Source organism: Pseudovibrio sp. SCP20, from assembly GCF_057774105.1.
The window spans coordinates 457377-482239 of record NZ_JBYMDH010000003.1 but is presented as its reverse complement, the minus strand read 5'-3'; the positions used below and the strand labels follow the sequence as shown (position 1 = coordinate 482239).

Below are 24863 nucleotides of genomic sequence, written 5' to 3'. Positions count from 1 at the left end.
GTTCCAGGACATTCCGAAGCCTATTGGCTATTTAGCTTCCCTATTTATACAGGGTTTCCCTTGTTTTAGGGACCGGAGAGATTTTCTGTGTTGATGAGTTGGTTTATGTAGGTTGAAGATAATCATCGCGTTTGTAGTGGTGCGAGCCGCTTTCGCAGATCCTGAATAGGGGAACAACGTGCAGCAAAACCCATTGCCAAGCAGACTTATCCTCGCGGACGTCGCCCGCGGTCTCGCGCTTCTGGCAATGGCGATTTACCACTTCTCCTGGGATCTCTCCTGGTTCAATGTTGTTGGTTGGGATGTCTCCGGTGCGCCGGGGTGGCGTCTGTTCGCCCAGTTGATTGCCGGTAGTTTCCTGTTTCTGGTTGGCTTCAGTCTTGTGTTGGCGCATAGAAATGGCATTCGTTGGGAGAATTTCTGGCGGCGGGAGATCAAGGTTGCTGTTGCTGCGCTGGCGGTTTCTGTCGCAACCTACTTTATCTTTCAGGATCAATGGGTTCGCTTTGGTATTCTGCATTCCATTGTGGTTTCCAGCTTGCTCGCTCTGCCGTTTTTGCGGGTTCATTTTATAATTGCGTTGCTATGTGGGGCAGGGGTGATTTTGCTCTACCACTTGCTGGGGGATTACGTGCTGCCTTATCGCCAGTTCTTCTGGCTGGGGCTCAACTCATTACCCGAAGTTTCCGTTGATTATGTGCCGCTTATTCCCTGGTTTGGTCCTGTGCTGTTGGGCGTGGGCTGCGGGGATATCTTTGCCCGCTACGACCTTTTGCGATTTTTGCGCGGTTCTGCGTCGCCAAGCGTTATTTCGCGTTGCTTTGCGTGGTTCGGTCGCCATTCCCTCGCGACCTACCTTCTTCATCAACCGATCCTGTTTGGTGTCGTTTGGGTTGGTGTGAATGTTGGTCTGTTCGGTTATGGGCAGGTGCGAAGCTTTCAGCAGTCATGTACCGCGGTGTGTAGTCAGACAGTAGACGCACGGCAATGTGCGCGAGCTTGTGAGTGTACTTCTGCCGAGCTGATGGAGCGTGGTGTTTGGGAAGATCTGCTGGTTCGGCCGAATGATCCTGATGTGCGTGAGATTGCGCAGCAGGTGTTTCAGGTGTGCTTGCGACCATAAAGCTATCGGGATTTGCGCAGGGAAATTTGCGTTGCTTTGGTTCGTTTCTCGCTGGGTGGTTCTATAGCTACCTTCAATTTTCAGAGATGTGCTGAAAACTGAGATATTCCCTCTGGTGTCAGAGTTTATCCTCCCTCCTCAAAAAAGATATGCCCATGCAATGTGCGAGGGGGCTACTCGTGAATCAGTTGGGTCATGAGCTTCAGCATATTTGCGGTGTTAAGCCTCAAATATGCTGCTGTGTCGTTATTGCATTGAAAAAATATGCTTTTTTTGCCCGCTGAAATCTAAGGGGTTTGGCATCGCAGGCTGAGCCGCAGTGTTGCGACACATTTTTTGACATTACCTAAACGTAAGTTTCAGAATTGAATGAGTTTTTCCATTCGTGTTCGAGTTTTTATTTCGATGCATAAGTCATATTTTGCTCATTTGTGTAGCTCACATAAAGTTAGGTTTAGAAGAAAAATACTCAAAACTACATATGGATGGTATTGACCACGATAAATGTGCGGATAATATATCACTCGGTAAATATACGCAGTTATTATGAAGTGATGTTGGGAATTTCGTGCTAGTGGGGTAAGTATAGTCACAATCTATGCTCAAATAATGTTTTAAACATAGAACTACCTCTTTCGAGGTGGGCTCTTCTTTCACGACATATCTTCGCATCCCTTCAAACGTGGGTCCGGCCCTGGGGAGTTGCCCGAGACCCATTAGCATTGGGGGAAGAGTATGCGGGTTTTAAAGAATGCAGGCCGCGGCCTCGCAGCAGGCTGCTTTGTGCTGGCAGGATCAGGCTCAGCTTTAGCGGGCGCGTGGGATACGATGGGAGTAGGATCCCTTGATCTGCTGTTTGCGCCTGAGAAATTTGTTGTCGAAGGTGGTACGACCTATCTGGATCGCAATGTTGATTACAAGGTGAAGAGTGGCAAGACGCAGGGAGCTCGACATCCTGTTACGGGCAATTGGGTGATTAATCCTGCAGATGTCACCACGGGTTCTGCAAAAGAGAGAGCTACGCCCAACATTTGGAATTATCAAATCGGTGTTAAAGCAACACTGATGGATAAACTCGATTGCCTTGGAAGGGTTTATAATCCATTCGGAATAACAGAGGAAATGGATCCAACTTGGCAAGGACGTTATGGGGGGTATGAAACTGTCGCCAAAACTTTGGGTATGGATGCTACTTGCTCTTATAAATTCCAAATCGATGGTGGCAGCAATCTTCGTGCAATTCTTGGTGTAAAGGCAAATGATCTGTCTTATGCCTCCGATGGAATGGTCTGGGGAACAGTTCTAAAGGCTGGTTTGGCAGCAGCAAGTTCACCGCTTGCAGCTGCTGTTGATCCTTCAAAAGATTATATTTCTCAGGCTGATTTGAAGTCAGAAGGAATGGCGTGGGGGTGGCGTGCAGGCGTCGCTTATGAAATTCCAGCCTATGCTTTACGTGCAAGCGTCATCTATGATTCAGCTGTTGAGATTGATGTTGCCGGTGACACAAGAGTTATCGTGCCAACATCTGCTGGTACTCAATATGTCCCAGGAAAAGGTTATGCCTCGCTGACATTGCCGCAGTCTGTCGAACTGAACGTGCAATCAGGTATAGCCCCGGGGTGGTTGGCCACATTTGGCGTAAAATGGATGGATTGGTCAGTGATCGACCGTCTTGTTGTGACTGATAGCAAAGGCGACGTGAAAACTGATCGTAAGCTGAGTTTTAAGGATGGTTGGACTGTTAAGGCAGGTGTTGGGCATAAACTCAACGAAAAGTTGAGCTTAGGTAGTTCTGTTCAATGGGATCGCGGCGTCGGTGGTAGTTATTCTGATACTTACACATTCGGACTTGGTGGATCTTACGCTCTCAATGACAAGGTAAAAGTCATTCTTGGTGGAGCGGCAATCTATAAAACTTCCGGTGCGGGTGATGCTAACAATTTAGCGAGCGGAGCTGAAAACAATTATGAATATGACTCTTCTTGGAACTATGCGCTGAACACGAAGTTACGAATTGCGTTCTAAGTGATCTGATCAACTGATTTGCGGAAGCCGGGGCTTAGTCTCCGGCTTTTTTGTTTTCAGCGCAGGGTTGATTTTGATCTGTGTCACAGGGTGTGTGTGATTTGTGCAAGCTACACCCCGATTTGTGCTGTTTGTGCAACAGTTTTGTGGAGAAATGAGCATGTTGATTTGTTGGAAAAGCTAGCTCAAAACTCTTAAGTAATTTACGTATAGGTAAGTTTGACTATAGTCTAATACATGGCGCTATCTGGTACTTAACTTCGTTGCTCTGTAGTTAAGTAAATATATCATCATTATTTACCTTAGGTTATATTTAAGTCTTGAAATGCCTGCCCAAACGAAATGGCGTAGTATTTATACTATGGGAGGGGTGATTATTTCTCTCAATGCGTTATGCATGCAGTTAGAACTATATCAGTTTGCTCTGCAAATTGGTGGGATTGCACTGGCGCGAGACACGTAGAGACTCGGTGAGTGCGGGTTGCATGTGTATCGCATTGGGGTGAAACGCGCTGCAATTTCCGTATCTTAAGCAAGTGCTCCCAACTGAATGAACCTGAAATCAATGTTTTAAACATTGTATACGGGGAAACATAAGGGGGAGAGGGCATGCGTGTTCTCAAAACATTGGCTCAGACCACCGTTCTGGGCTGCGCGGTATCCATGATTCCTGCTGCTGCATTTGCGAGTGGTTGGTCTACTGAAGGTTTGAACAGTTTTGATATTCTGTTCGCTCCAGAGAAATATGTATTTGAAGCACAGGCAACTTACGGCGATCGAAATGTAGATTTCGAAGATGTGGAAGCAACTGATCCTACTGGCTCTGTAAGCGGTGGTGGTGCTGACGATATTGCTCCAAATGTTTTCCTTGGTTCTGGTGCTGCAAAGATTGGAATCGGTGACCATTTTGATTTCTTTGCAAAAGTTTATCAGCCTTACCGGATTAATGAAGAACCAGGCTCTAAGTGGGCTGGTCGCCGGTCGCTTGGCGTGACAGATGCCGATGCTCTTGGCATTGATGCAATGGCTAGTTTTAAACATCAGATCGGCGAAAAAAGCCAAATCCGCGTGTTTGGTGGTGTACGATCAGTTTCTCTGGATTATCTTCAAAAATCGCTCACCTATGTTCCTGCGAGTTCTGGCCCACCTGCCACACCTGCATTTGAGGGTGACGTAACCATTGATCTTGAAACAGATAATCGCGAATATGGTTATCGCATCGGTGCTGCTTTTGAGATTCCTGAGATAGCATTGGTTGCTCAGGTCACTTATGACTCTGCTATAGCTTTCGATTTAGACGGTGATTTCTCTGTGGTAGCTCCTACTGGCGTTGCTGTTTCAGAACTCGATGCTACTGCTTCTGCAGAGCTTCCACAATCAATTGAGGCAAGCATTAAGACTGGGGTTGCTCCAGGATGGCTTGTGTCTCTTGGTGTAAAATGGATCGATTGGAGTGTGCTTGATAAGCTTTCTGTTGATTTGAGCACCAGTGGTTCTGCAGTTGGCGTTGTTGAACGTGATCTTAGTTATAGCGATGGCTGGATTGTAGAAGCAGGCGTTGGGCATAAGCTGACTGACAAGCTTAGCTTAGGTGCTAACGTTGGCTGGGACAAAGGTATTGGCGGACCGTATTCTGATCTCTATTACCTTGGTCTTGGTGGTGCATACGATGTGACTGAAAACGTGAAGCTATCCCTTGGTGGGCGTGCTATTTTCAAGACTGCAGGAGAAGGTACTTACGCCATCACTCGTAACATTGGTGGTACACCTACACAGTCTGTTGCCGACTACGAATACGACTCCTCCTGGAACTTCGCTGTTTCTTCCAAGATCCGCGTTGCGTTCTAAGTTGTTGTATCTTTGAGAGTTATGGGGCCGGGGATGGTGATCTCTGGCCCTTTTTTTATTTGGGGGATGAGGCGATGAGGTGGCATTCGTAGCGGTTGTTGTTGCTGAAGCGGATTTCGACTGAGGGGTGTTTGAACTTGTTGTTGATCCGGAAAATCACCGCTTGGGCACCGAGGCTTGCCAGGTGTTTCGGCAGCTTGTTGCTGAAGAACTTGTAATGAGCCTTGATGGGGTGTGGGGTCATTTTTACTACTTCACCTGCAACGGCGATCTCGGCGAAGGCGTAGGTTGAGCTGGTGTCTATTTCATAGTCGACAAAGACAGCGGTTCCGCGAAACTCGTCATAGATAGACTGGCAGTGGTCGGTCATGTTTGAGGAAGCCAGTCCAGTGCTGACAGCAGTGCCGAAGTGGGCGATGGACAGCATGAGTTCTTCTGTGACCAGCCGGGCGTTTGCGTTGCCGGCTGATCCCAAAAGAACTGCAGAGCCAAAGCACACCATCACTGCGAATGTGCGAAGTGGCGTGTATTGACGGGCGGTTGCTGTGTAAGGCATTCGCCTTATTGTCTCAGCTTGAAGGCTTCGGTGCTGAGGAAGCACTTGTCTGTTGGCTGATCTCCGGCGGCGATGATGTGGACCACTTCGTCATCAAAATCATCTTCCATTGTGAAGATCACGCGCAGGAAGCCTTTTTGCTTCAGGACATCCGGCATTTTATCTGAGGTGAAAGAGTAGGTCTCCGGGATGCCGAGAGGGGTGAGCCTGACTTCGGTGTCTTCCACCAGCGCAACCGCGCGGTTTTGTGTTGGGCTGATCTGGTATTCGACAAAGATTTCTTTGCCCATGCCCACTTCATACTTTTTCTCGCAGGCTTCTGTCACAGCCTGGTCGGATGAACCGTCTTCTTTTAAGCCGATGATGTAGTTGAGTGGGACGAGGACCTCACCGCTTACGTTTTTAGAAGGCGCTGCTTGTGCGGTGGACGCGAGGAGGAGGGTGGCCGAAAATATGGTTGTGGCACCAAGTCCGAAAGGTGTTTTTATCATTCTTATTGTCCTGCTCGGTGAGTGAGAGTGAGCGGTTGTGTTTATCTGCACGGGCCAGAACACGCTCTGGCTGTTGAGGCGCAGTCTGCGGCAACCTCAGGCACCACTCAATCCAATGCATTCAGGCTGGTTAAGAGAGGGCAACGGGTTCTTTCAAAACTGTCCTTACAAATTAAGAGGATGATTACGTGAGAGTGATGGAACGAAGGAAGAACATACTTTCTTTTCCAAATGACTCACGGCATAGTGTGCCCATGACTAAGCGCCCCACAAAAACTTCCAGTTCATCCTCACTCCCAGAAGCTGAAGGGTCTTCCGCCGGCTTTGGTGAGGCTCCGCAGCCAGCTCTTTCCGGCAGTCCGTTGTCCGGCTCCGTGTCTGACTGGGCTGATCAGCTTGCCGAAGAAGATCTCTCTGGCCTGAAGGCGAAGAAAGAAGCCGAGCAGCCAGCTGAAGAGAAGCCTGCGCCAAAGAAGAAAACGGCAGCTAAGAAACCTGCGGCTAAGAAATCGGCTGCGAAGGAAAAGAAGGCACCTGCGAAATCTGCGCGGGGTACGTCGATGGGCGCGACCAGTGATCCGCGGGAGCGGGCCAAGGGTGGTTTGAACCCGATTGCCGGATTGGACATATCGCTGGAAGACGCTGAGAAGCTGCTTGATACGCACGTCAAGGAGACGAAGAAAAAGCGGAAGAAGGCGAAGGAAGAGACGATCACCGGTGCGACTGCGACTGTTCAGGCGCTGGCACGGTTGATTGAGCAGGGTCGTTCTGATGAGACGGGGGAAGATGCGTGGGTGCCGCATCGCCCTGAGCGTCCGCAGAAGTCTGAAGGCGGCGTTGCCTTTTCTCTGGAATCTGAGTTTGAGCCGAAAGGCGACCAGCCGAAAGCGATTGCGGATCTGAAAGCTGGTTTAGCGGATGGTGATAAAACACAGGTGCTGCTGGGTGTGACGGGGTCTGGTAAGACCTTCACCATGGCGCAGCTGATTTCGCAGACCCAGCGCCCGGCATTGATCCTTGCTCCGAACAAGACACTGGCGGCTCAGCTTTATGGAGAGTTCAAAGCGTTCTTCCCGAACAACGCGGTTGAGTACTTCGTTTCTTACTATGACTACTATCAGCCGGAAGCCTATGTAGCGCGAACGGACACCTTCATTGAGAAGGAAAGCTCCATCAACGAGCAGATTGACCGGATGCGCCACTCGGCGACCCGTGCTTTGTTGGAGCGTGATGATGTTATCATCGTGGCGTCGGTTTCCTGTATCTATGGTATTGGTTCAGTAGAGACCTATACGGCGATGACCTTCAAGCTGGAGGTTGGTGAGAAGATTGAGCAGCGGCAGCTGCTGGCGGATCTGGTGGCCTTGCACTACAAGCGCAATGATGCGGCCTTTCAGCGTGGAACGTTCCGCGTGCGTGGGGATACGATTGAAGTGTTCCCGGCGCACTATGAGGACCGGGCCTGGCGTATTTCCCTTTGGGGCGATGAGATTGAAAGCATCACCGAGTTTGATCCGCTGACGGGCAAGAAATCCGGTGAGCTGCAACTGGTGAAGATCTACGCGAACTCGCACTATGTGACACCGAAACCGACACTCAATCAGGCCATCAAGTCCATTAAGAAAGAGCTGAAGCATCGTCTTGATGAACTCAATGAGCATGGCCGCCTGCTGGAAGCGCAGCGGTTGGATCAGCGCTGTACGTTTGATCTGGAGATGATGGAAGCAACCGGCGCCTGTGCGGGTATTGAGAACTACTCTCGCTATCTGACAGGTCGTGCGCCGGGTGAGCCGCCGCCAACTCTGTTTGAATACCTGCCTGACAATGCGCTGGTGTTTATTGATGAGAGCCACGTGACCGTGCCTCAGATCGGCGCGATGTACCGAGGTGACTTTAGGCGCAAGGCAACGCTGGCGGAGTATGGGTTCCGTCTGCCGTCCTGCATGGACAACCGTCCGCTCCGGTTTGAAGAATGGGATGCCATGCGGCCGCAGACGGTTGCTGTGTCGGCGACACCGGGCGGCTGGGAGATGGATGAGAGCGGTGGCGTGTTTGCTGAGCAGGTTATTCGTCCGACCGGTCTGACTGATCCTGATATTGAGATCCGGCCTGCCAAGACGCAGGTGGACGATCTGCTGGGTGAGGTGCGTGAGAAGGCGGCAAATGGCTTCCGTACGCTGGTGACCACGCTGACCAAGCGCATGGCGGAGGATCTGACCGAGTATCTGCACGAAAACGGTGTGCGTGTGCGTTACATGCACTCGGATATTGATACGCTGGAACGTATTGAGATCATTCGCGATCTGCGTTTGGGTGCGTTTGATGTGCTGATCGGGATTAACCTGCTGCGTGAGGGCCTCGACATTCCGGAATGTGCGCTGGTGGCCATTCTGGATGCGGATAAGGAAGGCTTCCTACGCTCTGAAACCTCGCTCGTGCAAACCATTGGTCGTGCGGCGCGTAACGTGGATGGCAAGGTTATCCTGTACGCGGACAACATGACCGGCTCCATGGAGCGTGCGATTGCGGAGACCAACCGTCGTCGTGCCAAGCAGGAAGCGTATAACGAAGAGCACGGCATTACACCGGAAAGTGTGAAGCGCTCCATCGGCGATATTCTAGAAAGCGTCTACGAGCAGGATCACGTTTCAGTGGATGCTGGCTTTGCTGAGGAAGGGGCCACCATCGGTCATAACCTCAAGGCTCACATTGAAGATCTTGAGAAGCAGATGCGTGAAGCGGCGGCTGATCTTGAGTTTGAGACAGCAGCGCGGTTGCGTGATGAAGTCAAACGTCTGCAGGAGACCGAACTTGCGGTGGCGGACGATCCGATGGCGCGGCAGTCTTCCGTTGAACAACAGACTGGCGGTTTTGGCGGTAAAAAGAAGTATGGCGCTTCCGGCAACCTACCGAAGGCAGAGGCTGAGAAAGCCGATGCTGGTAGCAAGGTGCACAAACCACGGCTGGGTGAGATGGGACCGGGAACAGACCTGCCAACACCAGCTGGTGCCACAGGCGAGAGGAAGAAACGCCGGACCACATCAGGCCGCAGCTCTGGTGGGCGTCCAGGTACGCGGACATTCAGGAAGAAGAACTAAAGCAGCCTAACTGCTTTAGCTTGTTGCTGCGCATCTCTTTCTACGGATATGCGCAGCATTGACAGACGTCACTGTTTGCACCACATGTGAGGCAAATGTTCTGTTTGCATATCCGTTAGCGCCGCCGGGCACTTTTCGGCGATATCCTGAAACTGGTTAGGTCTATGATTAAGCACATTGTCTGGGACTGGAACGGTACCCTGCTGGATGATTTTGAGATCACAGCACAGTATGGCATCGATACTTTTGCGAAGGCTGGTTTGACCGGCGTAACGTTCGATGATGTGCGGCAGCATCATACGCGTCCTTTTGCCGATTATCTCAAGGCTGTGATGGGGCGCGATGCAACAGACGTTGAGCTCTCTGAATTTTATAGCGGGTTTGGTGCAGTCTATGAGCCGGTGATGTACGATTTGCCTCTGGCACCTGACGCGTTGCACGCGCTTGAGACTATCAACGGCGCAGGCAAGAGCCAGTCCATTCTCTCCATGGCACCGCATGAGGAGCTGGTCTCTCTGGTTCGCCACAACGGCATCTACGAGCACTTCACCCGCGTTGATGGTGCACAGGATCTGAGCAAGCACTTCAAGATTGATGCCCTTCGCGCGCATATCGACAAGCTCGGCGTGGATCCTTCCAGCGTCTGTGTGATCGGCGACAGCATTGATGACTTTGACGCAGCAAAGGGCCTCGGCGCTTCCGCTGTTCTCGTCTCCACCGGCATGTACGCCCACAACCGCCTCATCGCCACCGGCGCCCCAGTGGCAACAAACCTGACAGGCGCTGTTGCCGAGGCGTTGAAGTAACTCCCAACAGCTCAACGCTTTTTCTTAAAAGGGCATAACTTCACTTTCTAAGGGCTGAGTGCGTTAGATCAATGTACTCAGCCTTTTCCTAGGTCACGTTGAGAATGGTTCCGAATTGCAGTTGGACGTGTCTCGATGAAAAGAATTCTCTCAACCTTGGCCTTGAGTGTGTTGATGGCGGGTGGTGCGCTTGCTGAGGAGGGTAAGACGTATTCCGTTAATCAGGTGACTGATGCTAGCGCGAATACGCCTTCTCATATGTTCCGGTTTGAGCCGGATCTGCTTGAAGTTCCGCTGGGCGCCACTGTTAAGTTTGATAATTTTGACGGCAACCACACTGTTATTTCGATCAAGAAGATGACACCGGAAGGTGGACCGAAGTTCAAGTTCAGCAAGATGTCTCCTGACCGGAATGTGACCTTTGATACGCCGGGCATTTATGGCGTGACCTGCGGTATTCATGGTCGCTTTGGTATGGCGATGATTATCAAGGTGGGTGAGGATAATGCTGAGGATCTGAAGAGTGCGCGCACTGTGGTGCCGGGTGGCCGAATGGGCACCAAGATCTCTCAGATACTGGATCGGCTGGAAGGCAAGTAAGTCCAGAAATAGCAAAGGCAGCCGAGGGGCTGCCTTTTTTGATGATGATGTCGGTGAGGCTATTCAGCCTGTGCCACACTGCGTCTGGATTTGATGTAGTGCGGTCCGACTTCCACCAGCAGGATGCCGCTGAAGATCAGAGCACAGCCGACCATACCGATTGGGGCGATGCGTTCTCCCAGAATGACAGCGGCTGCCAAAGCTGCGAACAATGCTTCTGATGAGAGCATGATTGCGGCGTCAGATGGGGTTGTCCATTGCTGGCCGAATGCCTGGAATGTGAAGGCGACACCGCCAGACAAAGCGCCTGCGAAGAAGATCTCAAACCATGCGTTCTGCAAGGACTGCAGAGAGTAGCTCTCGAAGAAGAGTGAGAGGAACACGCAGATCACGCCGATGGATGCGAACTGGATGACAGCGATGGTGATTGGGCGGCCTGATGTGCTTGCGAGGCGTCCCACGAAGATCACCTGAAGCGCCCAGAAAACGGCGCAGACCAGCATGAGCAGGTCGCCAGCGTTCAGGGCTGTCAAACCTCCGCCAAGCAGGTAGATGCCGAGCAGGGTGAACAAGCTGGCTGGCCAGACGAGGAAGTGGGGACGTCCTTTAAAGAACAGCGTCACGAGGATCGGCGTCAACACAACATAGATGGCTGTCAGAAAACCGGCGTTGGTGACGCTGGTGATGACGATGCCGTATTGTTGCAGAACCGTGCCCAGAGTGAAGGCAACACAAATCGTTAAAAGTGCCGGCATATGTGCCTTGGTCAGCTTTTTGGTGTTGTAAATGCGGCGTTCTCGCAGAGCAAATGGCAGGATCACCAGAGTCGCGAGAAGGAAACGCAGGCCAGTGAACTGCAATGGGCCAAGATTTTCCATTGCGGTTGACTGCGCGACAAAGGCCATGCCCCAGATGAGGCCAGCCATAAGAAGAAGAATGTTTGCAGATGCCCTAGTCATTCCGCAGCTGTACTGCAAGCGAATAGGCGCCGCAAGCGGTCTGTCAACGCTTCCGTTGAAATTCTCTCAAGACGATTTTGAGCTTCTGATCACTGCCAGATACGTTGCGTTTGCTTACGCTCGTGCTGCGTGTGCTGGCAATTGTCTTTCAGGCACGGCTCTTTGTCATCCGGTTGAGATCAACCAAATGAAAGATACTTTAAAAGACGAAGAGGACCATAAACATGATGCCGACAAAGGCGGCAATGATGGTGGCCGCTACAGGCCATGGTGACTGGGCATGGTCGACGTGTTCTTTACGATGGTAGTCAACTGGCGAGGTTCTCATTGTGTCCCCCTGCGGCCCGGGTCAGTTGTGTTCCTGAGTAGGGGCCGATAGACGCGGATAACATCGAATACAGAAAGTATATATTACTGGAAATTGGTGTGTTCGAGATACCACAGGTTGAGCTTAAGCAGATCACTCAATTGCAAAACTGCTATGGCCCATATTTTCTCATAGATTTAGAGCTTCGAGACCAGCCTCAAGATAATCAGGCAAGAGTGGTAACCCAAGCAGGTAGGTTGAGACCGGAGAAGTGGATCGTTCACGTGCTTCGGCGAAGGCCAGATCGAGGTCTCCCTGATCATAATCACCCCGTCCGATCCACGCGATTGCGACCAGCTCAGTTGCCTCGTCGACGTTGAGATCGTCGATGATTTCTCTCAGCTCAGACTCAGAAAAGTCATCGTGCTCTTCTTCTGCAAGCCCGTCATGGTGGTGAACGTTTTCCAGTTTTTCCGTGTCGAAGGACAGATCGCCTTCGTGCCCGTCTTCGTAAGTGTCTGGCAGGCTTTCGGAAACAGCGCGCGCTTTTTGTACGATCATGCGAACAGTATCTGCAGATAGTGCTAGTTCTACGGCCATCTTGCGTCCCCGCTTATTGCTGTAGGAGAACGTTACTCCTGTTCGGAATTATTCTGCAAGTGGAACTTATGGAACACCTGCCTGCATTCCAATCGGGCTGAACGGCAGTATGGGGCTGCCAGCTGTAATAGGTGATTTAAGCGGCGGAAAAGAAAAGGGATTTGGTTAAATGGCCGTTAGTGAACTGCTCAAACTTTTCGTATGTAGTTCTACTGAGCGGAATACTGGATATCGTTATGGTTAAAAAAAAACAGTATATACCGCAACGGCAGGACTTGTTTGTGCGCTGCACCTGCGAGTAGCCTTTGATTCAAGGGCGAAATTACAATCAAATCTCCCAGAAATTTTAGGTGCTGGCGGACCTGAGTGCATGGTGCTGGCAGGGTTGTTTATTGCCCTGTCGGCACTGCCAAATTACCCCATTTCACTTTACAAGACAGGCTGCTATCAGCTCTTGAAGGCGTAGATCTTTGAGAGCACGAAGTTGAATGTCATGGACACCAGCGTGGCAAGGATCACGGCCAGATAGGTGGAGAAGCCATCGATCAGGGTGATGAGCGCGCCATAGGTGCTGTAGTTGATGACCGCGCCCACGCTGTTGACCAGAACGAATCTGAAGTACTCACCCAGTGGGCTGCCTTCTGAGCGGAAGGTGAAGACGCGATTCCAGAACCAGTTGTTGGTCATGGCAACCCAGATAGATAGGATTCGCGCGATGAGGGGATCGAGGCCGACAACCTGCCAGAAGAAGGCGAGGGCGGCGAGGTCGACCACAAGACCGGAGCCCCCGACCATTCCAAAGCGAATGAACTGATTTTCTAGGAGTTTTCGCAGCAGGATGTTCACGGGAGTTGGGCTCTCTGTTCTGGTTTCACCAGCTAAATTTTTTGGTGTTGCAACATATGGGCTGCTTATCGCTGTTCTGCCAGAAATGCAAGAGACGCTGCGTTACAGAACCTGCGATTATATCTGGGGAGTAATATTTGAAAAAATCTGCAGTCTTTGGCGAAATTTGAGCCGAAAAACTAGCCTGTTTGCGCTTGCCAAGCCATGGTCTGCGCCTTAGGGTCTGCGCGCACTTATTTTGCGAAGAACGCACCCGCTTCTATTGGAGGGCATTATGGGCTTTATCGCTGACTCGCTGTCTCGTGTGAAACCATCTGCAACGATTGCAGTGACCACGAAGGCACGCGAACTGAAAGCCGCTGGCCGCGACGTTATCGGCCTTGGTGCTGGCGAGCCGGATTTTGACACGCCAGAAAACATTAAAGCTGCTGCGATTGCAGCCATTAATGGCGGCAAAACAAAATACACAGCGGTTGATGGCACTCCTGAGCTGAAACAGGCAATCAGCGCAAAGTTTCTGCGCGACAATGGCCTGAAGTATGAGCCAAACCAGATTACTGTCGGTACCGGTGGTAAGCAGGTGCTCTACAATGCGTTGATCGCAACCATCAATCCGGGCGATGAAGTTCTCATCCCAACTCCATACTGGGTGTCTTACCCAGACATGGTGCTGCTTGCTGGTGGTGAGCCAGTGGTTGTTGAAGCGGATCAGAAGACCTTCAAGATCACTCCGGAAGCTCTGGAAGCGGCGATTACGCCTAAGACAAAGTGGTTGATTTTCAACTCACCATCCAACCCATCCGGCGCTGGCTACACCCGTGATGAGCTGAAAGCTCTGACCGACGTGCTGCTGAAGCATCCGCATGTTTGGATCATGTCTGACGACATGTATGAGCATCTGGTCTATGACGACTTTGAATTCACCACGCCTGCGCAGATCGAGCCTAAGCTTTATGAGCGCACTCTGACCGTGAACGGTGTTTCCAAAGCGTACTCCATGACCGGTTGGCGAATTGGTTATGCGGGTGGTCCTGTTGAGCTGATCAAAGCAATGGCGAAGGTTCAGTCTCAGTCCACCTCCAACCCGTGCTCCATCTCTCAGGCAGCTGCAGTTGAAGCGCTGAATGGTACGCAGGACTTCATCCCAGTCAACAACAAGGTCTTCCAGGATCGTCGTGATCTGGTTGTTTCCATGTTGAATCAGGCGTCTGGCCTTGAGTGTCCAGTTCCAGAGGGTGCGTTCTACGTGTTCCCATCCTGTGCAGGTACTATCGGTAAGACAGCGCCATCCGGTAAGGTCCTTGAGACTGATCTGGACTTTGCAAGCGAGCTTCTGGAAACAGAAGGTGTTGCTGTTGTGCCGGGTTCTGCGTTCGGTCTGGGTCCAAACTTCCGCGTTTCCTACGCGACTTCCACTGAAGCTCTGACCGAGGCCTGCACTCGTATTCAGCGTTTCTGCGGAAACCTGAAGTAAGCGATTTTCTGAAATGGATGTCTGGGAGAGCTCAGGCATCCGGTTTCAAGCGACAGATACAAAAAAGGCGCCGCATCACGCAGCGCCTTTTTTGTTTTAGGTGTTTCGCGAAACTGGAGGCTTAGTCCGGGAGGAGGGCGTCCAGAATATAGCTGTTGTTGACGAATGTACCGCGGCTTTCTTCAACCAGTGTCTGTGCATCGGCGAAGGAGAAGCGAACACCTGCCATGATGGACGCGTTTTCGAGCTTCTCTGAGCGCAGGTCTGCGAACATTGTCATGCCATTGGCTGTTTCTGTGCCTGGCTTGAATTCCATACCCATCGCGTAGATATGGTTTTCGCGCAGGTAGCGGTAACCTGCATAGAAGCGGGCATTTTCGCTAGCATAGTAAGATGCGCTTACTCCGCCCATGATCGTACCCATGTCGTCAATCATCTGAACGCCGATGAGACCATCGACAGACAGGTTCTCAAAATGAACCTGTGTTTCTGCACCTATATAGCCAAGGGATCCAGCACTGCCGTTGATCTGTGCCGCAGAGCCTACAAGACCGAAGTAATTGTAGTCCTGCGTGCGGAAACCCATGCGGCCAGTGCCGGCATAGAAGCCATAGTCTCTAGTTCCGCCTGCGGTCGCATCAAACTGGGATGCAAAGCCCGGGCCTTGCCCGAATGCAGCTGTTCCTGACAACAGGCCCAACATCTTGCCTTCGAGAGCCCCAAAAGCAGTGGTGATGCGGGCATTGATGGGATTTGCCTGCGCGATCGCTGGAAGAGTTGCAATGGCAATTGCACCGGTTACGCCAAACAATAGTGTCTTAAAATTGGAGCGCATTGCTGATTCTCCGTACTCAATTTTCTGAGTGGAGCATTCCGTTTTTTATTTAAAACATTGTTCTAAAGTGTCCCATTATGGGTCAAATCGTTAGGCTTAATATCTATGGTTAATAATCGGTTTACGGCTCGCTGAAATCTGTTTGTGATATATGATTTATCGATTTTCCTGAGCTAAGCCGTTCTGGATGCGTGGCTTTTCGTAGGCACGGGTAAATCCTTTAAGGAAAACTTAGGGTTAACTGGCGTGGGGCAGGGGCAGGCGAGAAGGGGCTGTCCAGAGTTTATGGTGAAAATCCTAATCACGAATTCTAACGCTAATCACTAGGTAAAAATAACAGCTGAACTAAGCGGAGTGTTCACTCTGATCGTAGCAAGGCTTTGACAGGCCATACTGTTTGGTCTCCCATTGCTCAAAGGTCGTAGTGCCTGAGCATTGGAGAACAATAATGAGAAAATGCCTTGCTTTAGCTGCTGTCGCCGCTCTTGGTTTCAGCACTTCCGCCTATTCTGCTGACACTCCTACAACTCCCCCTGAAGAACCAAAGAAAGATCGTCCCGGTGTGGAAGTCGGGTCTTTGACCTGTGATCTGGTTGCTGGCACCAACTTCATTGTTGGCTCCTCCCATGAGCTGTCCTGCGTGTTCAAGTCACCCAGTGGCAAACGCATTGAGGGCTATACCGGCACCATCAACAGCTATGGTCTGGATATCGGTCCTGTGACCTCTGGTACGCTGGTTTGGGGTGTAGTGGCACCTAAGGCTAATCTGAAGCCGGGTTCTCTTGCGGGGAACTATGGCGGTGTTTCAGCTGGTGTGACACTGGGTGCTGGTGTGCAAGCCAACGTTCTGTTGGGCGGCTTGAACCGCTCCATCGCACTGCAGCCTTTGAGCCTGCAGGGACAGACCGGCGCGAACATTACAGCAGGTGTAACGGGGTTGCGGCTGACCAAGCAGTGATCCTTTAAATCTTAGGGGGGATGGTGAAACCTAACCCTTTGATCCTTATAAATTGCACCGGTTCATATTGTGCGGCGGACTGTCACGTTTCAGTCCGTCGTTGTTTTGGCGCTTGCATATCACAGCGTTTCCGAGTGACGATACTTATCCAGAGTCTTATAATTCTCTGGAAGGCGCGTGTGATTTTGCGCCGCCATGGCGCAGACGCCCGTGCCTGCTTCCCAAACCCAAACAGGGAGTATGGATCATGGGAGAAAAGCATGTCGGAGTTGCCGGAGGCAGGGTTAGCAGCCCTCGTTCGGTTGCCATTATTGGACCTTTCGCAAGTGGCAAGACCACACTGCTGGAAGCTCTTCTAGCGCGAACGGGGGCTATTGGGCGACAGGGAAGTGTTGACGCGAAAAGCTCACTGGGTGACAGCAGTGACGAAGCGCGTGATCACGCAATGAGCGTTGAGGCGAACATTGCCACCTGCACCTACAAGGGCGATCACTTCACATTTATCGACTGCCCTGGATCCGTAGAATTTCTTCATGAAGGCAACAGTGTCTTAAACGGTGTTGATATTGCCGTTGTTGTTGCTGAGCCAGATGAAAAGAAGACAGCGGCTCTTCAGCTCATCCTGAAATCACTTGAACAGCGGAATATCCCGCATGTTCTCTTCCTGAACAAAATTGACAAGGCAACCGGCAGTGTGCGGGCGATGCTTCAGGCATTGCAGCCAGCTTCCAGTTTGCCGATGGTTCTGCGCCAGATCCCGATCTGGGAGAACGGCGTGGCGACAGGCTTTATTGACCTGGCGCTGGAACGGGCCTTTGTTTACCAGGATGGCAAGCCAAGCAAGACCATTGAAATTCCTGATGATGAGCGCGGCCGTGAGGTGGAAGCGCGCTATGCCATGATGGAAATGCTGGCTGACCACGATGATGTTCTGATGGAGCAGCTCCTTGAGGATGAGTCTCCTGAGAATGAAATCATTTTCGATGACCTTGTGCAGGAAATGCAGCGCGGTGAGATCTGCCCTGTGTTCATTGGCAGCGCGATCAAAGGCAATGGCATTCGTCGTTTGCTGAAGGCTCTGCGCCATGATGCACCGGATGTGGTTGATACCCGCAAGCGCCTTGGTCTTGGTGAGGATGAGGCGGTTCTTCAGGTACTGAAGACCTATCACACCTCTCATGGCGGCAAGCTCTCTGTTGCCCGTCTGTTTGGTGGTTCGCTGAAAGAAGGCGCGCTTCTCTATGATAGCCATGGCGAAGAGTATCGTCCTTCTGGTCTCTTCCAGATGTTTGGTTTGCAGCCGAAGAAGATTACGGAAGCTGCGGCTGGTGATCTGGTGGCACTTGGCAAGCTGGATGACATTGAAACAGGCATGACCCTTGCTGTGGGTGCACAGCCTAAGGAAACTCTCTTTGTTCCGGGCAGCCCTGATCCTGTGCTTTCCAAAGGCATCAAGGCTACTGAGCGCAAGGATGAGGTGCGTCTCTCTACTGCTCTTTCCAAGCTGGTGGATGAAGATCCATCCTTGAGCGTGACACAGGTGCAGAGCACCGGTGAGACCGTTCTGGAAGGGCAGGGTGAAATGCACCTGCGTGTGGCTCTTGAAAAACTGACTGGCCGTTATGGTCTGTCCGTGAAGAGCTTTGAGCCTCGCATTCCATACAAGGAAACCATTCGCGGTAAAACCGAGCTGCGTGGACGCCATAAGAAACAGAGTGGCGGTCATGGTCAGTTTGGTGATGTGGTGCTGGCCATTCAGCCAATGCCTCGCGGTGAAGGCCACAGCTTCAATGACACGATCACCGGTGGTGTGGTGCCAAAGCAGTACATTCCATCTGTTGGCGAAGGCGTGAAAGAAGCGCTTGAGAAAGGGCCTCTGGGCTTCCCTGTTGTGGATGTGGCTGTGACGCTGAAGGATGGTTCCTACCACTCTGTGGACAGCTCCGATCAGGCGTTCCGTATGGCTGGTATTCTCGCCATGCGAGATGGCCTGAAGGAATGTAAGCCTGTGCTGCTTGAGCCAATCGATAAGGTTGTTGTGGCTTGCCCGTCAGAGACGACGGCGCGCATCAACGCGATTGTCTCCGGTCGTCGCGGTCAGATCCTTGGGTTTGACGCTCGTGATGACTGGGACGGCTGGGATGAAGTGGAAGCTATGATCCCAGAGAGTGAGCTCAGCGACCTTATTGTGGAGCTTCGCTCTGCAACAGCCGGTGTGGCCACATTCTCCCGAAACTTTGACCATCTGGCCGAGCTTTCCGGCAAGGCCGCGGACAAAGTCATCGAGAGTGCGACAGCACCTGCATAACACTCCAGAGCTTGTGCGCGTATTCTTATCCGAAAACCGGAACCACTTTTCGGGAATACGCTCCAGCGTGAGACAGAAAAAGAACCCGGGGCCAAGCTCCGGGTTTTTCTTTTGGGATCAGGCGCTCTCTGTCATCAGTGCTTTGAGGCCAGAGACAAACTGTGCCATCTCAGCATGCCCACCTTTTGGCGCCTCCGGCCATTCGGTTACCCTTGTTCCCCAATACTCTCTGGGAGTGCCTTTGTAGCGTGGCATAAGCCAGACATGGAGATGGGCAACTGCATCACCAAACACCCACGTATAGACGTGCTCGATCTCCTCATGCGCATAGAGAGTACCAGTGATCTGCCCGATCAGAGAACCAAGCTTGCCTGCCTGTTCAGGGCTGAGTTCTGACCAGTTTTGAACGTGAGTTCGCGGTTCAATGATCAAGGCTCCAATGAGATTGGAGCCGTCCTCAGTCCGATCCGGAGCATGAGCAACAACGAAGTCGTCATACCCCTCGATACTGATCGTCAGATTGGATTTGAGGGTTTTATGTTTGGTACAGACAAAGCAATCGGTCATGGTGTACTCGAAAAACGCAGCAGGCTTAAAGCTTGGAGATTAGCATAGCTGCTGGATCCGACAATGTTTCGGGGACGTTCACTCTTCTTCACTTCGACTAATCGGCGGCAGGGAAGCTGTGCGGGCTTTTAGGCGGGCTAGGGAGGACCAGTCTTCGTCGGGGTATCCGGCTTTGATGGCGGTGCGGAGTTGGTCTGTGATGATGTCTGCCATGGGGAGGTCGATCCCGAGGGCCTGGGCTTCCTGTTGGGCCAGACTGACGTCTTTCAGGCCCAAAGTGGTTTTGAAGCCAGGTTTGGGGCTTTGCTCGCGGGCGATTAGGGGAGCGTAGGCCTTAAAGGCGGGGGCGCTGAAGAGGGTTTCGGTTACCAGTGTGAGGAAGACTTCCGGATCGATGCCTGCCTTTCGTGTGAAGGTGAAGCTCTCAGCGAGGACTTCTACGGCTGTGGCCAGCATGAAGTTCATGCCGAGCTTGGTGACGGCTGCTTGCCGGGGTATCGGTCCCATCCAGAACTGACGGGTTGATATAGCTTCTAGAACAGAGCAGGCTTCCTTTACAGCGTCCTTCGGGCCGGCAGTGACAGCGACGAGTTCGCCAGCAGCGGCTTTGTCTGGCCGCCCCAGAACGGGGACGCATAGAAATCTGATGCCGGCTTGTTCGTGAGCTTTGGTGAGCTTGTCGACCATGGGTGGACTGATGGTGCTGTGGGAGATGGAGATGCTGTTCTTTTTGAGGGGGAGCGCGAGTGTGTCGCCTGAGATATAGACGGCTTCCACCGCTGCATCGTCAGATAGCATGGTGCAGACGATATCGCAGTCCGTGAAGTCTTGCAGAGATTGGGCTTGTGTTGCTCCGTTTGCGACAAGGGCTACGGCCTTTTCCGGGGAGCGATTGTAGACCTTCAGTTCGTGCTCTTTGTTGATGCGCTGGGCCATGCCCAAGCCCATTGCGCCGAGGCCGATAAATCCGATGGTCATTGTCTCACTCCTGACTGGCTCTGCTGGCGGCAGATTAAGCCGGCGGAGTGTTGCAAGGCGTTTCGGGGACTTGCTGAATTTGAAGAAATGTATCTTGAAGCGCGTTTGGGAGGGGATGATGCAGGTGCTTCTTGTCTTCGATCACGCGCGGTATCACGGGGGCTTTACTTGAAGTTTAGGGAGTTTCGCAGCTAAGTCATAGGCAATATTGGTAGAGATTACCGTAACCCTTACCTGCTGGGAGATGGCAGCATGAACATTATTCATAGGCCTGAATGGATTATTCCGGAAAGAGAAGCGACACCTGAGGATGTGTTCTTCAACCGGCGCAGGTTTATGAAAGGCTTGGGTGCCGTGGGCCTCGGTCTGGCAGCTGGCGGTGGTGGCCTTGTGAGCAGCGTGTTTGCTCAAGAGGGCAAAGATCCGACGCTCGACCTTTACCCAGCTAAGCAGAACCCTGACTTTACGCTGAAGCGCGCGATTACGCCGGAGAGCGTGACTTCGGTCTACAACAACTTCTATGAGTTTGGGTCTCACAAGCGCATTTCTGGTGCCGCGCAGGCGCTGAAAATCCGCCCTTGGGCGATCACCATTGATGGTTTGGTCGATAACCCGCAGACCATTGATTTTGATGATCTGGTGCGCAAGATGCCATTGCAGGAGCGTCTCTATCGTCATCGCTGCGTGGAAGCATGGGCGATGGCTGTGCCGTGGACCGGTTTCCCGCTGGCGGAGCTGGTGAAGTACGCTGGACCACAGAACGGTGCCAAGTACATTCGCTTTGAGACCTTTGAAGATTCCGACGTGGCCAGTGGTCAGCGTCAGTTCTGGTATCCATGGCCTTACGTTGAAGGTGTGACTATGGATGAAGCGATGAACGACCTGGCGTTTGTTGCGACGGGTATCTATGGCAAGCCGCTGCTGAAGCAGTATGGCGCGCCGATCCGTCTGGTGATGCCGTGGAAGTATGGCTTCAAATCCATCAAGTCCATCGTGAAGATCACCTTCACTGATGAGCGTCCAGTCAGCTTCTGGGAGAAGATTGGCCCAAGCGAGTATGGCTTCTGGGCGAATGTGAACCCTGAAGTGCCGCATGCGCGCTGGTCTCAGGCAACAGAGCGTTTGTTGGGAACGGATGAACGTGTGCCTACACAGCTGTTCAACGGCTACGCGGAGCAGGTGGCGCACCTTTACAAAGATCTGCAAGGGCAAGACCTCTACAAGTAAGAGGCACTCCCACGAGCTTTAGAAGAGGCCTGAGCGATATCCGCTTAGGCCTTTTTTGTAGGTGCGTTCCGGCGCGCAGTTGTGGCTGCGTTTCGTGAAATTGCCCGGATACTCAATGGGTTTTGATGGCTGCAGCTTTGGGCAGGACTGAACTGGAAGGATAAACTGCCTGATGCTGTGGATAATTGAAAAGCGGCGTCTCCTCGTCAAAAGAGGAATCAGTTCAGGCCGCTTTTATTCAGCCGGAATGTGCAAAGTGATTTGGGTGCTCATACGCTCTGCCTTGTCGGCTTCGCTGATGGCGTGGGAGATTTCGCCATAGATTGCGAAAAGTGCGCAGGCAACCAGAGTATAAAATGCTTTTCTCAGGTCATTCACATCCACTACCTCGGATATTTGCCAATAGGTATGATTCGATAAGTAAAGGATGCAAGGTGATTTGTAATTTCGCTGATTAGGGGTGGTGAAATTTCACTGTTTGAAGATTTACCTAGGAAATTTATAGTTAATTCAAGTGTATTTTGCAGAAATTACTAGTTTTGATGGTTTGGGAATACCTCGAATCTAACGGGTTTTCCCTTAGTCTGGCTGCGCAATAGCCTGTTGAATCCGCATGTCTCTGCGTGCGTCTGAGATAGTTGATTTTTTAGTTTGCTCAAAAAGTAAGCGGGCTTGGTTTGTTGTTGAGCAGTGTGATTTTGGCGCTGGTGGTGCGGTACTTTTCGAGCCTCCTTATTCCTCAAAAACCGCATAGAGAACAGATGATTAGGTCTGTAGGTGGCTTTGAGTGCCTTGAAATGTGGTGGGCTTATGAAGAGTTCGCTGGCTAAAAAACCAAGGAAACCCCTTGGTCACTTTAGCGATTTGGCAAAAAAAAAACCGGACCATGCGGTCCGGTTTAGAAGTGATGAATGATAAAGCACCTAATGGGTGCAATCACCTTCCAGAGGGGAACAGTTGATCGAATGTTGGAGCCACTGGGAGGAGAGGTGTGGCAGCAACTGATCAACAGCAGGTGTATATATGCAGTGCAGCGCCGAAACAGCAATCCTTAATTTTTGCATTGCAGCTATGCATTTTGTGAAGGGCTTGAGGCGCTCGGAACTTCCTTGCAGGATCTGACAACTATCATAAAGCTAACTCTGCGTAAGATATTGTCATTTCGGGATGTGCAGGCCTCAAAAAAGCCTCTCATGTTGCTTGAGAGGCTTCAAAAGAGATCCGAAATATTTTTTATTTTGCGGTGCAAAACTTCTGGTTGATTCCACTGAGGAGGCTAATCAAGCCAAATCAGTTCTTTTGCGGAGCCAGAACTGCGTTTTGAACTAGTGAGTCCAGCGTTCTGCGTAGGAGACAAGGAAGTCTCTGAATGCGGTCACGCGGGCAGTGTTCTTCAGTTCGGACGGATACACGAAGTAGGTGTCGAAGCTTGGCAGCTCTTCCTGCGTGACGGACATAACGCGTTTGATGCCAGCACCGGGCTCAACCATGTAGTCTGGCAGGATCGCGATGCCTACGCCGGTCTGAACAGCCTTCTTGATGCCGGAGAGGTTGTTCACGCGCAGGGAGACGTCACGACGCTCACCGTTTGGCAGGCCAGCAGTTGCGAGCCAGTTCATGGCGCGCAGGTAAGAGGCCATGTTGTCGCCGATGGTGATCAGGCGGTGATGGTCCAGATCGTCAATGGTGCTCGGGCTGCCATAGCGCTCAATGTATTTCGGTGACGCATAGACGTGGAAGTGCACTGTGAAGAGCTTGCGCTGGATAAGGTCCGGCTGGGTTGGCTGACGCAGGCGGATGGCCACGTCGGCCTCACGCATGCCCAGATCCAGCTCATCATCCATACAGATGATTTCCAGACGCATGTCCGGATAAAGGTCCACGAACTCGTTGACACGAGCAGTGAGCCAGGTTGAGCCGAGACCCACAGTGGTGGTGACACGGAGCGTGCCGCTCGGCTTTTCCTTGGTGTCTGTCAGGCGGGACTGAACGGTTTCCAGTTTCAGCAGAACTTCACGAGCGGTTCTGTAAAGAAGCTCGCCTTGCTCAGTCGGGATCAGTCCACGTGCATGACGGTGGAAGAGGGGGACACCCAGCTCTGCCTCAAGGGCACTCACCTGACGGCTGACAGCCGACTGGCTCATGTTGAGAGCTTCGCCTGCATGGGTAAAGCTTCCTGCCTGTGCTGCTGCATGAAAAATTCGCAGCTTGTCCCAATCTAAAGAACGGCCTGGCATCTGCTTTCCCCCAATCTTCCCAGTTTGTTATTCAGCTGCTTCGGTTTCAGCTTCCAGAGCTGCCAGGTAGCGTTCTGCTTCCAGCGCAGCCATACAGCCCATTCCTGCTGCGGTTACAGCCTGACGGTAGTGCTCGTCTGTCACGTCGCCAGCTGCGTACACACCCGGAATGGAGGTCTGAGTTGAATCAGCTTCAGTCCAAATGTAACCGGATTCCTTCATCTTTACCTGATCTTTAACAAGATCAACCGCTGGAGCGTGTCCGATTGCGATGAATACGCCGTCAGTGGACATCTCGGTGGTTTCACCGGTCTTGCGGTTTTTCAGGCGAACGCCGGTCACAACAGCTGGGCTTTCGGTGCCGAGGATTTCTTCTACCTGGGTATCCCAGACCACTTCGATCTTCTCGTTTTTGAAGAGACGATCCTGAAGGATCTTTTCGGAGCGCAGGGCATCACGGCGGTGAACCAGAGTGACCTTGCTTGCGAGGTTTGCGAGGTAAAGCGCTTCTTCAACAGCGGTGTTGCCGCCGCCAACCACTACAACTTCCTTGCCGCGGTAGAAGAATCCGTCACAGGTTGCACATGCGGACACGCCGCCAGCCTGATACTTTTCTTCGGATGGCAGGCCGAGCCATTTTGCCTGTGCACCGGTTGCGATGACGAGCGCGTCTGCGGTGTAGATGGTGCCGCTGTCGCCCTTCAGTTCAAACGGACGCTTGGACAGGTCAGCTTCCAGAATGGTGTCGTAATCAATCTTGGTGCCGACGTTTTCTGCCTGCTTGCGCATTTCTTCCACCAGCCATGGACCCTGAATCGGATCTGCAAAGCCTGGGTAGTTTTCAACGTCAGTGGTGATGGTCAGCTGACCGCCGGTCTGCACACCTGTGACCAGGAGCGGCTCCAGCATTGCGCGCGCGCCATAGATGGCGGCGGTGTAGCCTGCAGGACCAGATCCTACGATCAAGAGTTTGGTGTGCTTAACAGTCATTTCCTCAGAACCTTTAATTTCGTGCGCGCT

At 52.0% G+C, this 24863-nt stretch carries 22 protein-coding genes; 10 read left to right on the top strand and 12 right to left on the bottom strand.

Translation table 11 applies throughout. The features are described from left to right. The first annotated feature begins 178 nt into the window (after positions 1 to 178). The 3 genes from AC3CB2_RS14800 (at position 179) to AC3CB2_RS14790 (ending at position 4996) form a co-directional block, all read left to right on the top strand. Complete coding sequence (locus AC3CB2_RS14800; protein ID WP_352933748.1) at positions 179 to 1123, top strand: heparan-alpha-glucosaminide N-acetyltransferase; 945 nt, start codon at positions 179 to 181, stop codon at positions 1121 to 1123. A gap of 735 nt (positions 1124 to 1858) precedes the next feature. Then, positions 1859 to 3148 carry an OmpP1/FadL family transporter gene (locus AC3CB2_RS14795; RefSeq protein ID WP_352933745.1) on the top strand — a complete coding sequence of 430 codons (1290 nt, stop codon included), beginning with the start codon at positions 1859 to 1861 and terminating at the stop codon, positions 3146 to 3148. Positions 3149 to 3757: 609 nt separating this feature from the next. After that, positions 3758 to 4996: an OmpP1/FadL family transporter gene (locus tag AC3CB2_RS14790; RefSeq protein ID WP_352933742.1), complete on the top strand. Its 1239-nt coding sequence runs from the start codon at positions 3758 to 3760 to the stop codon at positions 4994 to 4996. A gap of 55 nt (positions 4997 to 5051) precedes the next feature. Here AC3CB2_RS14790 and AC3CB2_RS14785 read toward each other — a convergent pair whose 3' ends face one another. Next, positions 5052 to 5552 (bottom strand): hypothetical protein, encoded by a 501-nt coding sequence (locus AC3CB2_RS14785; RefSeq protein WP_352933739.1) that lies wholly within the window; start codon positions 5550 to 5552, stop codon positions 5052 to 5054. A 5-nt stretch (positions 5553 to 5557) separates the two neighbouring features. Further along, positions 5558 to 6043 carry a hypothetical protein gene (locus AC3CB2_RS14780; protein ID WP_352933736.1) on the bottom strand — a complete coding sequence of 162 codons (486 nt, stop codon included), beginning with the start codon at positions 6041 to 6043 and terminating at the stop codon, positions 5558 to 5560. Positions 6044 to 6297: 254 nt separating this feature from the next. Here AC3CB2_RS14780 and uvrB point away from each other — a divergent pair, with 254 nt between their 5' ends. From uvrB to AC3CB2_RS14765, 3 genes are all read left to right on the top strand, one after another. Then, entirely contained in the window at positions 6298 to 9141 is a 2844-nt protein-coding gene (uvrB, locus tag AC3CB2_RS14775) for an excinuclease ABC subunit UvrB (RefSeq protein ID WP_352933733.1), read from the top strand. A 164-nt stretch (positions 9142 to 9305) separates the two neighbouring features. Beyond that, positions 9306 to 9947, top strand: coding sequence for an HAD family hydrolase (locus AC3CB2_RS14770; protein WP_352933730.1), 642 nt, complete (start codon positions 9306 to 9308; stop codon positions 9945 to 9947). 135 nt (positions 9948 to 10082) lie between these two features. Further along, positions 10083 to 10547 (top strand): plastocyanin/azurin family copper-binding protein, encoded by a 465-nt coding sequence (locus AC3CB2_RS14765; RefSeq protein ID WP_352933727.1) that lies wholly within the window; start codon positions 10083 to 10085, stop codon positions 10545 to 10547. A gap of 59 nt (positions 10548 to 10606) precedes the next feature. On the opposite strand, the gene AC3CB2_RS14760 is transcribed toward AC3CB2_RS14765, so the two are convergent. The 4 genes from AC3CB2_RS14760 to AC3CB2_RS14745 form a co-directional block, all read right to left on the bottom strand. Continuing rightward, entirely contained in the window at positions 10607 to 11506 is a 900-nt protein-coding gene (locus tag AC3CB2_RS14760) for a DMT family transporter (protein WP_352933724.1), read from the bottom strand. Between the two features lie 199 nt (positions 11507 to 11705). After that, positions 11706 to 11834: a hypothetical protein gene (locus AC3CB2_RS14755; RefSeq protein WP_256377897.1), complete on the bottom strand. Its 129-nt coding sequence runs from the start codon at positions 11832 to 11834 to the stop codon at positions 11706 to 11708. Positions 11835 to 12002: 168 nt separating this feature from the next. Continuing rightward, positions 12003 to 12413: a DUF3775 domain-containing protein gene (locus tag AC3CB2_RS14750; protein ID WP_008547506.1), complete on the bottom strand. Its 411-nt coding sequence runs from the start codon at positions 12411 to 12413 to the stop codon at positions 12003 to 12005. 447 nt (positions 12414 to 12860) lie between these two features. Continuing rightward, positions 12861 to 13259: a GtrA family protein gene (locus AC3CB2_RS14745; RefSeq protein WP_008547969.1), complete on the bottom strand. Its 399-nt coding sequence runs from the start codon at positions 13257 to 13259 to the stop codon at positions 12861 to 12863. Between the two features lie 274 nt (positions 13260 to 13533). On the opposite strand from AC3CB2_RS14745, the gene AC3CB2_RS14740 reads away from it, so the two are divergent. After that, the gene (locus AC3CB2_RS14740) at positions 13534 to 14733 is read left to right on the top strand and encodes a pyridoxal phosphate-dependent aminotransferase (RefSeq protein ID WP_352933720.1); all 1200 of its coding nucleotides are present in this window, start codon (positions 13534 to 13536) and stop codon (positions 14731 to 14733) included. 121 nt (positions 14734 to 14854) lie between these two features. On the opposite strand, the gene AC3CB2_RS14735 is transcribed toward AC3CB2_RS14740, so the two are convergent. Beyond that, positions 14855 to 15568 carry a hypothetical protein gene (locus AC3CB2_RS14735; RefSeq protein WP_352933718.1) on the bottom strand — a complete coding sequence of 238 codons (714 nt, stop codon included), beginning with the start codon at positions 15566 to 15568 and terminating at the stop codon, positions 14855 to 14857. Between the two features lie 448 nt (positions 15569 to 16016). Here AC3CB2_RS14735 and AC3CB2_RS14730 point away from each other — a divergent pair, with 448 nt between their 5' ends. Beyond that, positions 16017 to 16526, top strand: coding sequence for a DUF992 domain-containing protein (locus tag AC3CB2_RS14730; RefSeq protein WP_008547457.1), 510 nt, complete (start codon positions 16017 to 16019; stop codon positions 16524 to 16526). Positions 16527 to 16773: 247 nt separating this feature from the next. Then, complete coding sequence (locus tag AC3CB2_RS14725; RefSeq protein WP_054784947.1) at positions 16774 to 18834, top strand: elongation factor G; 2061 nt, start codon at positions 16774 to 16776, stop codon at positions 18832 to 18834. Between the two features lie 117 nt (positions 18835 to 18951). Here the strand turns inward: AC3CB2_RS14725 and AC3CB2_RS14720 are convergent, their stop codons facing one another. Further along, positions 18952 to 19401, bottom strand: coding sequence for an HIT family protein (locus AC3CB2_RS14720; protein WP_352933713.1), 450 nt, complete (start codon positions 19399 to 19401; stop codon positions 18952 to 18954). 78 nt (positions 19402 to 19479) lie between these two features. After that, the gene (locus AC3CB2_RS14715; RefSeq protein ID WP_352933709.1) at positions 19480 to 20379 is read right to left on the bottom strand and encodes an NAD(P)-dependent oxidoreductase; all 900 of its coding nucleotides are present in this window, start codon (positions 20377 to 20379) and stop codon (positions 19480 to 19482) included. Positions 20380 to 20631: 252 nt separating this feature from the next. Between AC3CB2_RS14715 and msrP the strand changes: the two genes are divergently transcribed. Further along, the gene (gene msrP, locus AC3CB2_RS14710; protein ID WP_014286693.1) at positions 20632 to 21606 is read left to right on the top strand and encodes a protein-methionine-sulfoxide reductase catalytic subunit MsrP; all 975 of its coding nucleotides are present in this window, start codon (positions 20632 to 20634) and stop codon (positions 21604 to 21606) included. 234 nt (positions 21607 to 21840) lie between these two features. Here msrP and AC3CB2_RS14705 read toward each other — a convergent pair whose 3' ends face one another. From AC3CB2_RS14705 to trxB, 3 genes are all read right to left on the bottom strand, one after another. Beyond that, the gene (locus AC3CB2_RS14705) at positions 21841 to 21984 is read right to left on the bottom strand and encodes a hypothetical protein (protein WP_162097435.1); all 144 of its coding nucleotides are present in this window, start codon (positions 21982 to 21984) and stop codon (positions 21841 to 21843) included. A gap of 947 nt (positions 21985 to 22931) precedes the next feature. Beyond that, the gene (locus AC3CB2_RS14700) at positions 22932 to 23843 is read right to left on the bottom strand and encodes a LysR family transcriptional regulator (protein WP_008548057.1); all 912 of its coding nucleotides are present in this window, start codon (positions 23841 to 23843) and stop codon (positions 22932 to 22934) included. A 27-nt stretch (positions 23844 to 23870) separates the two neighbouring features. After that, positions 23871 to 24833: a thioredoxin-disulfide reductase gene (gene trxB, locus AC3CB2_RS14695; protein ID WP_352933705.1), complete on the bottom strand. Its 963-nt coding sequence runs from the start codon at positions 24831 to 24833 to the stop codon at positions 23871 to 23873. Positions 24834 to 24863 lie beyond the last annotated feature (30 nt).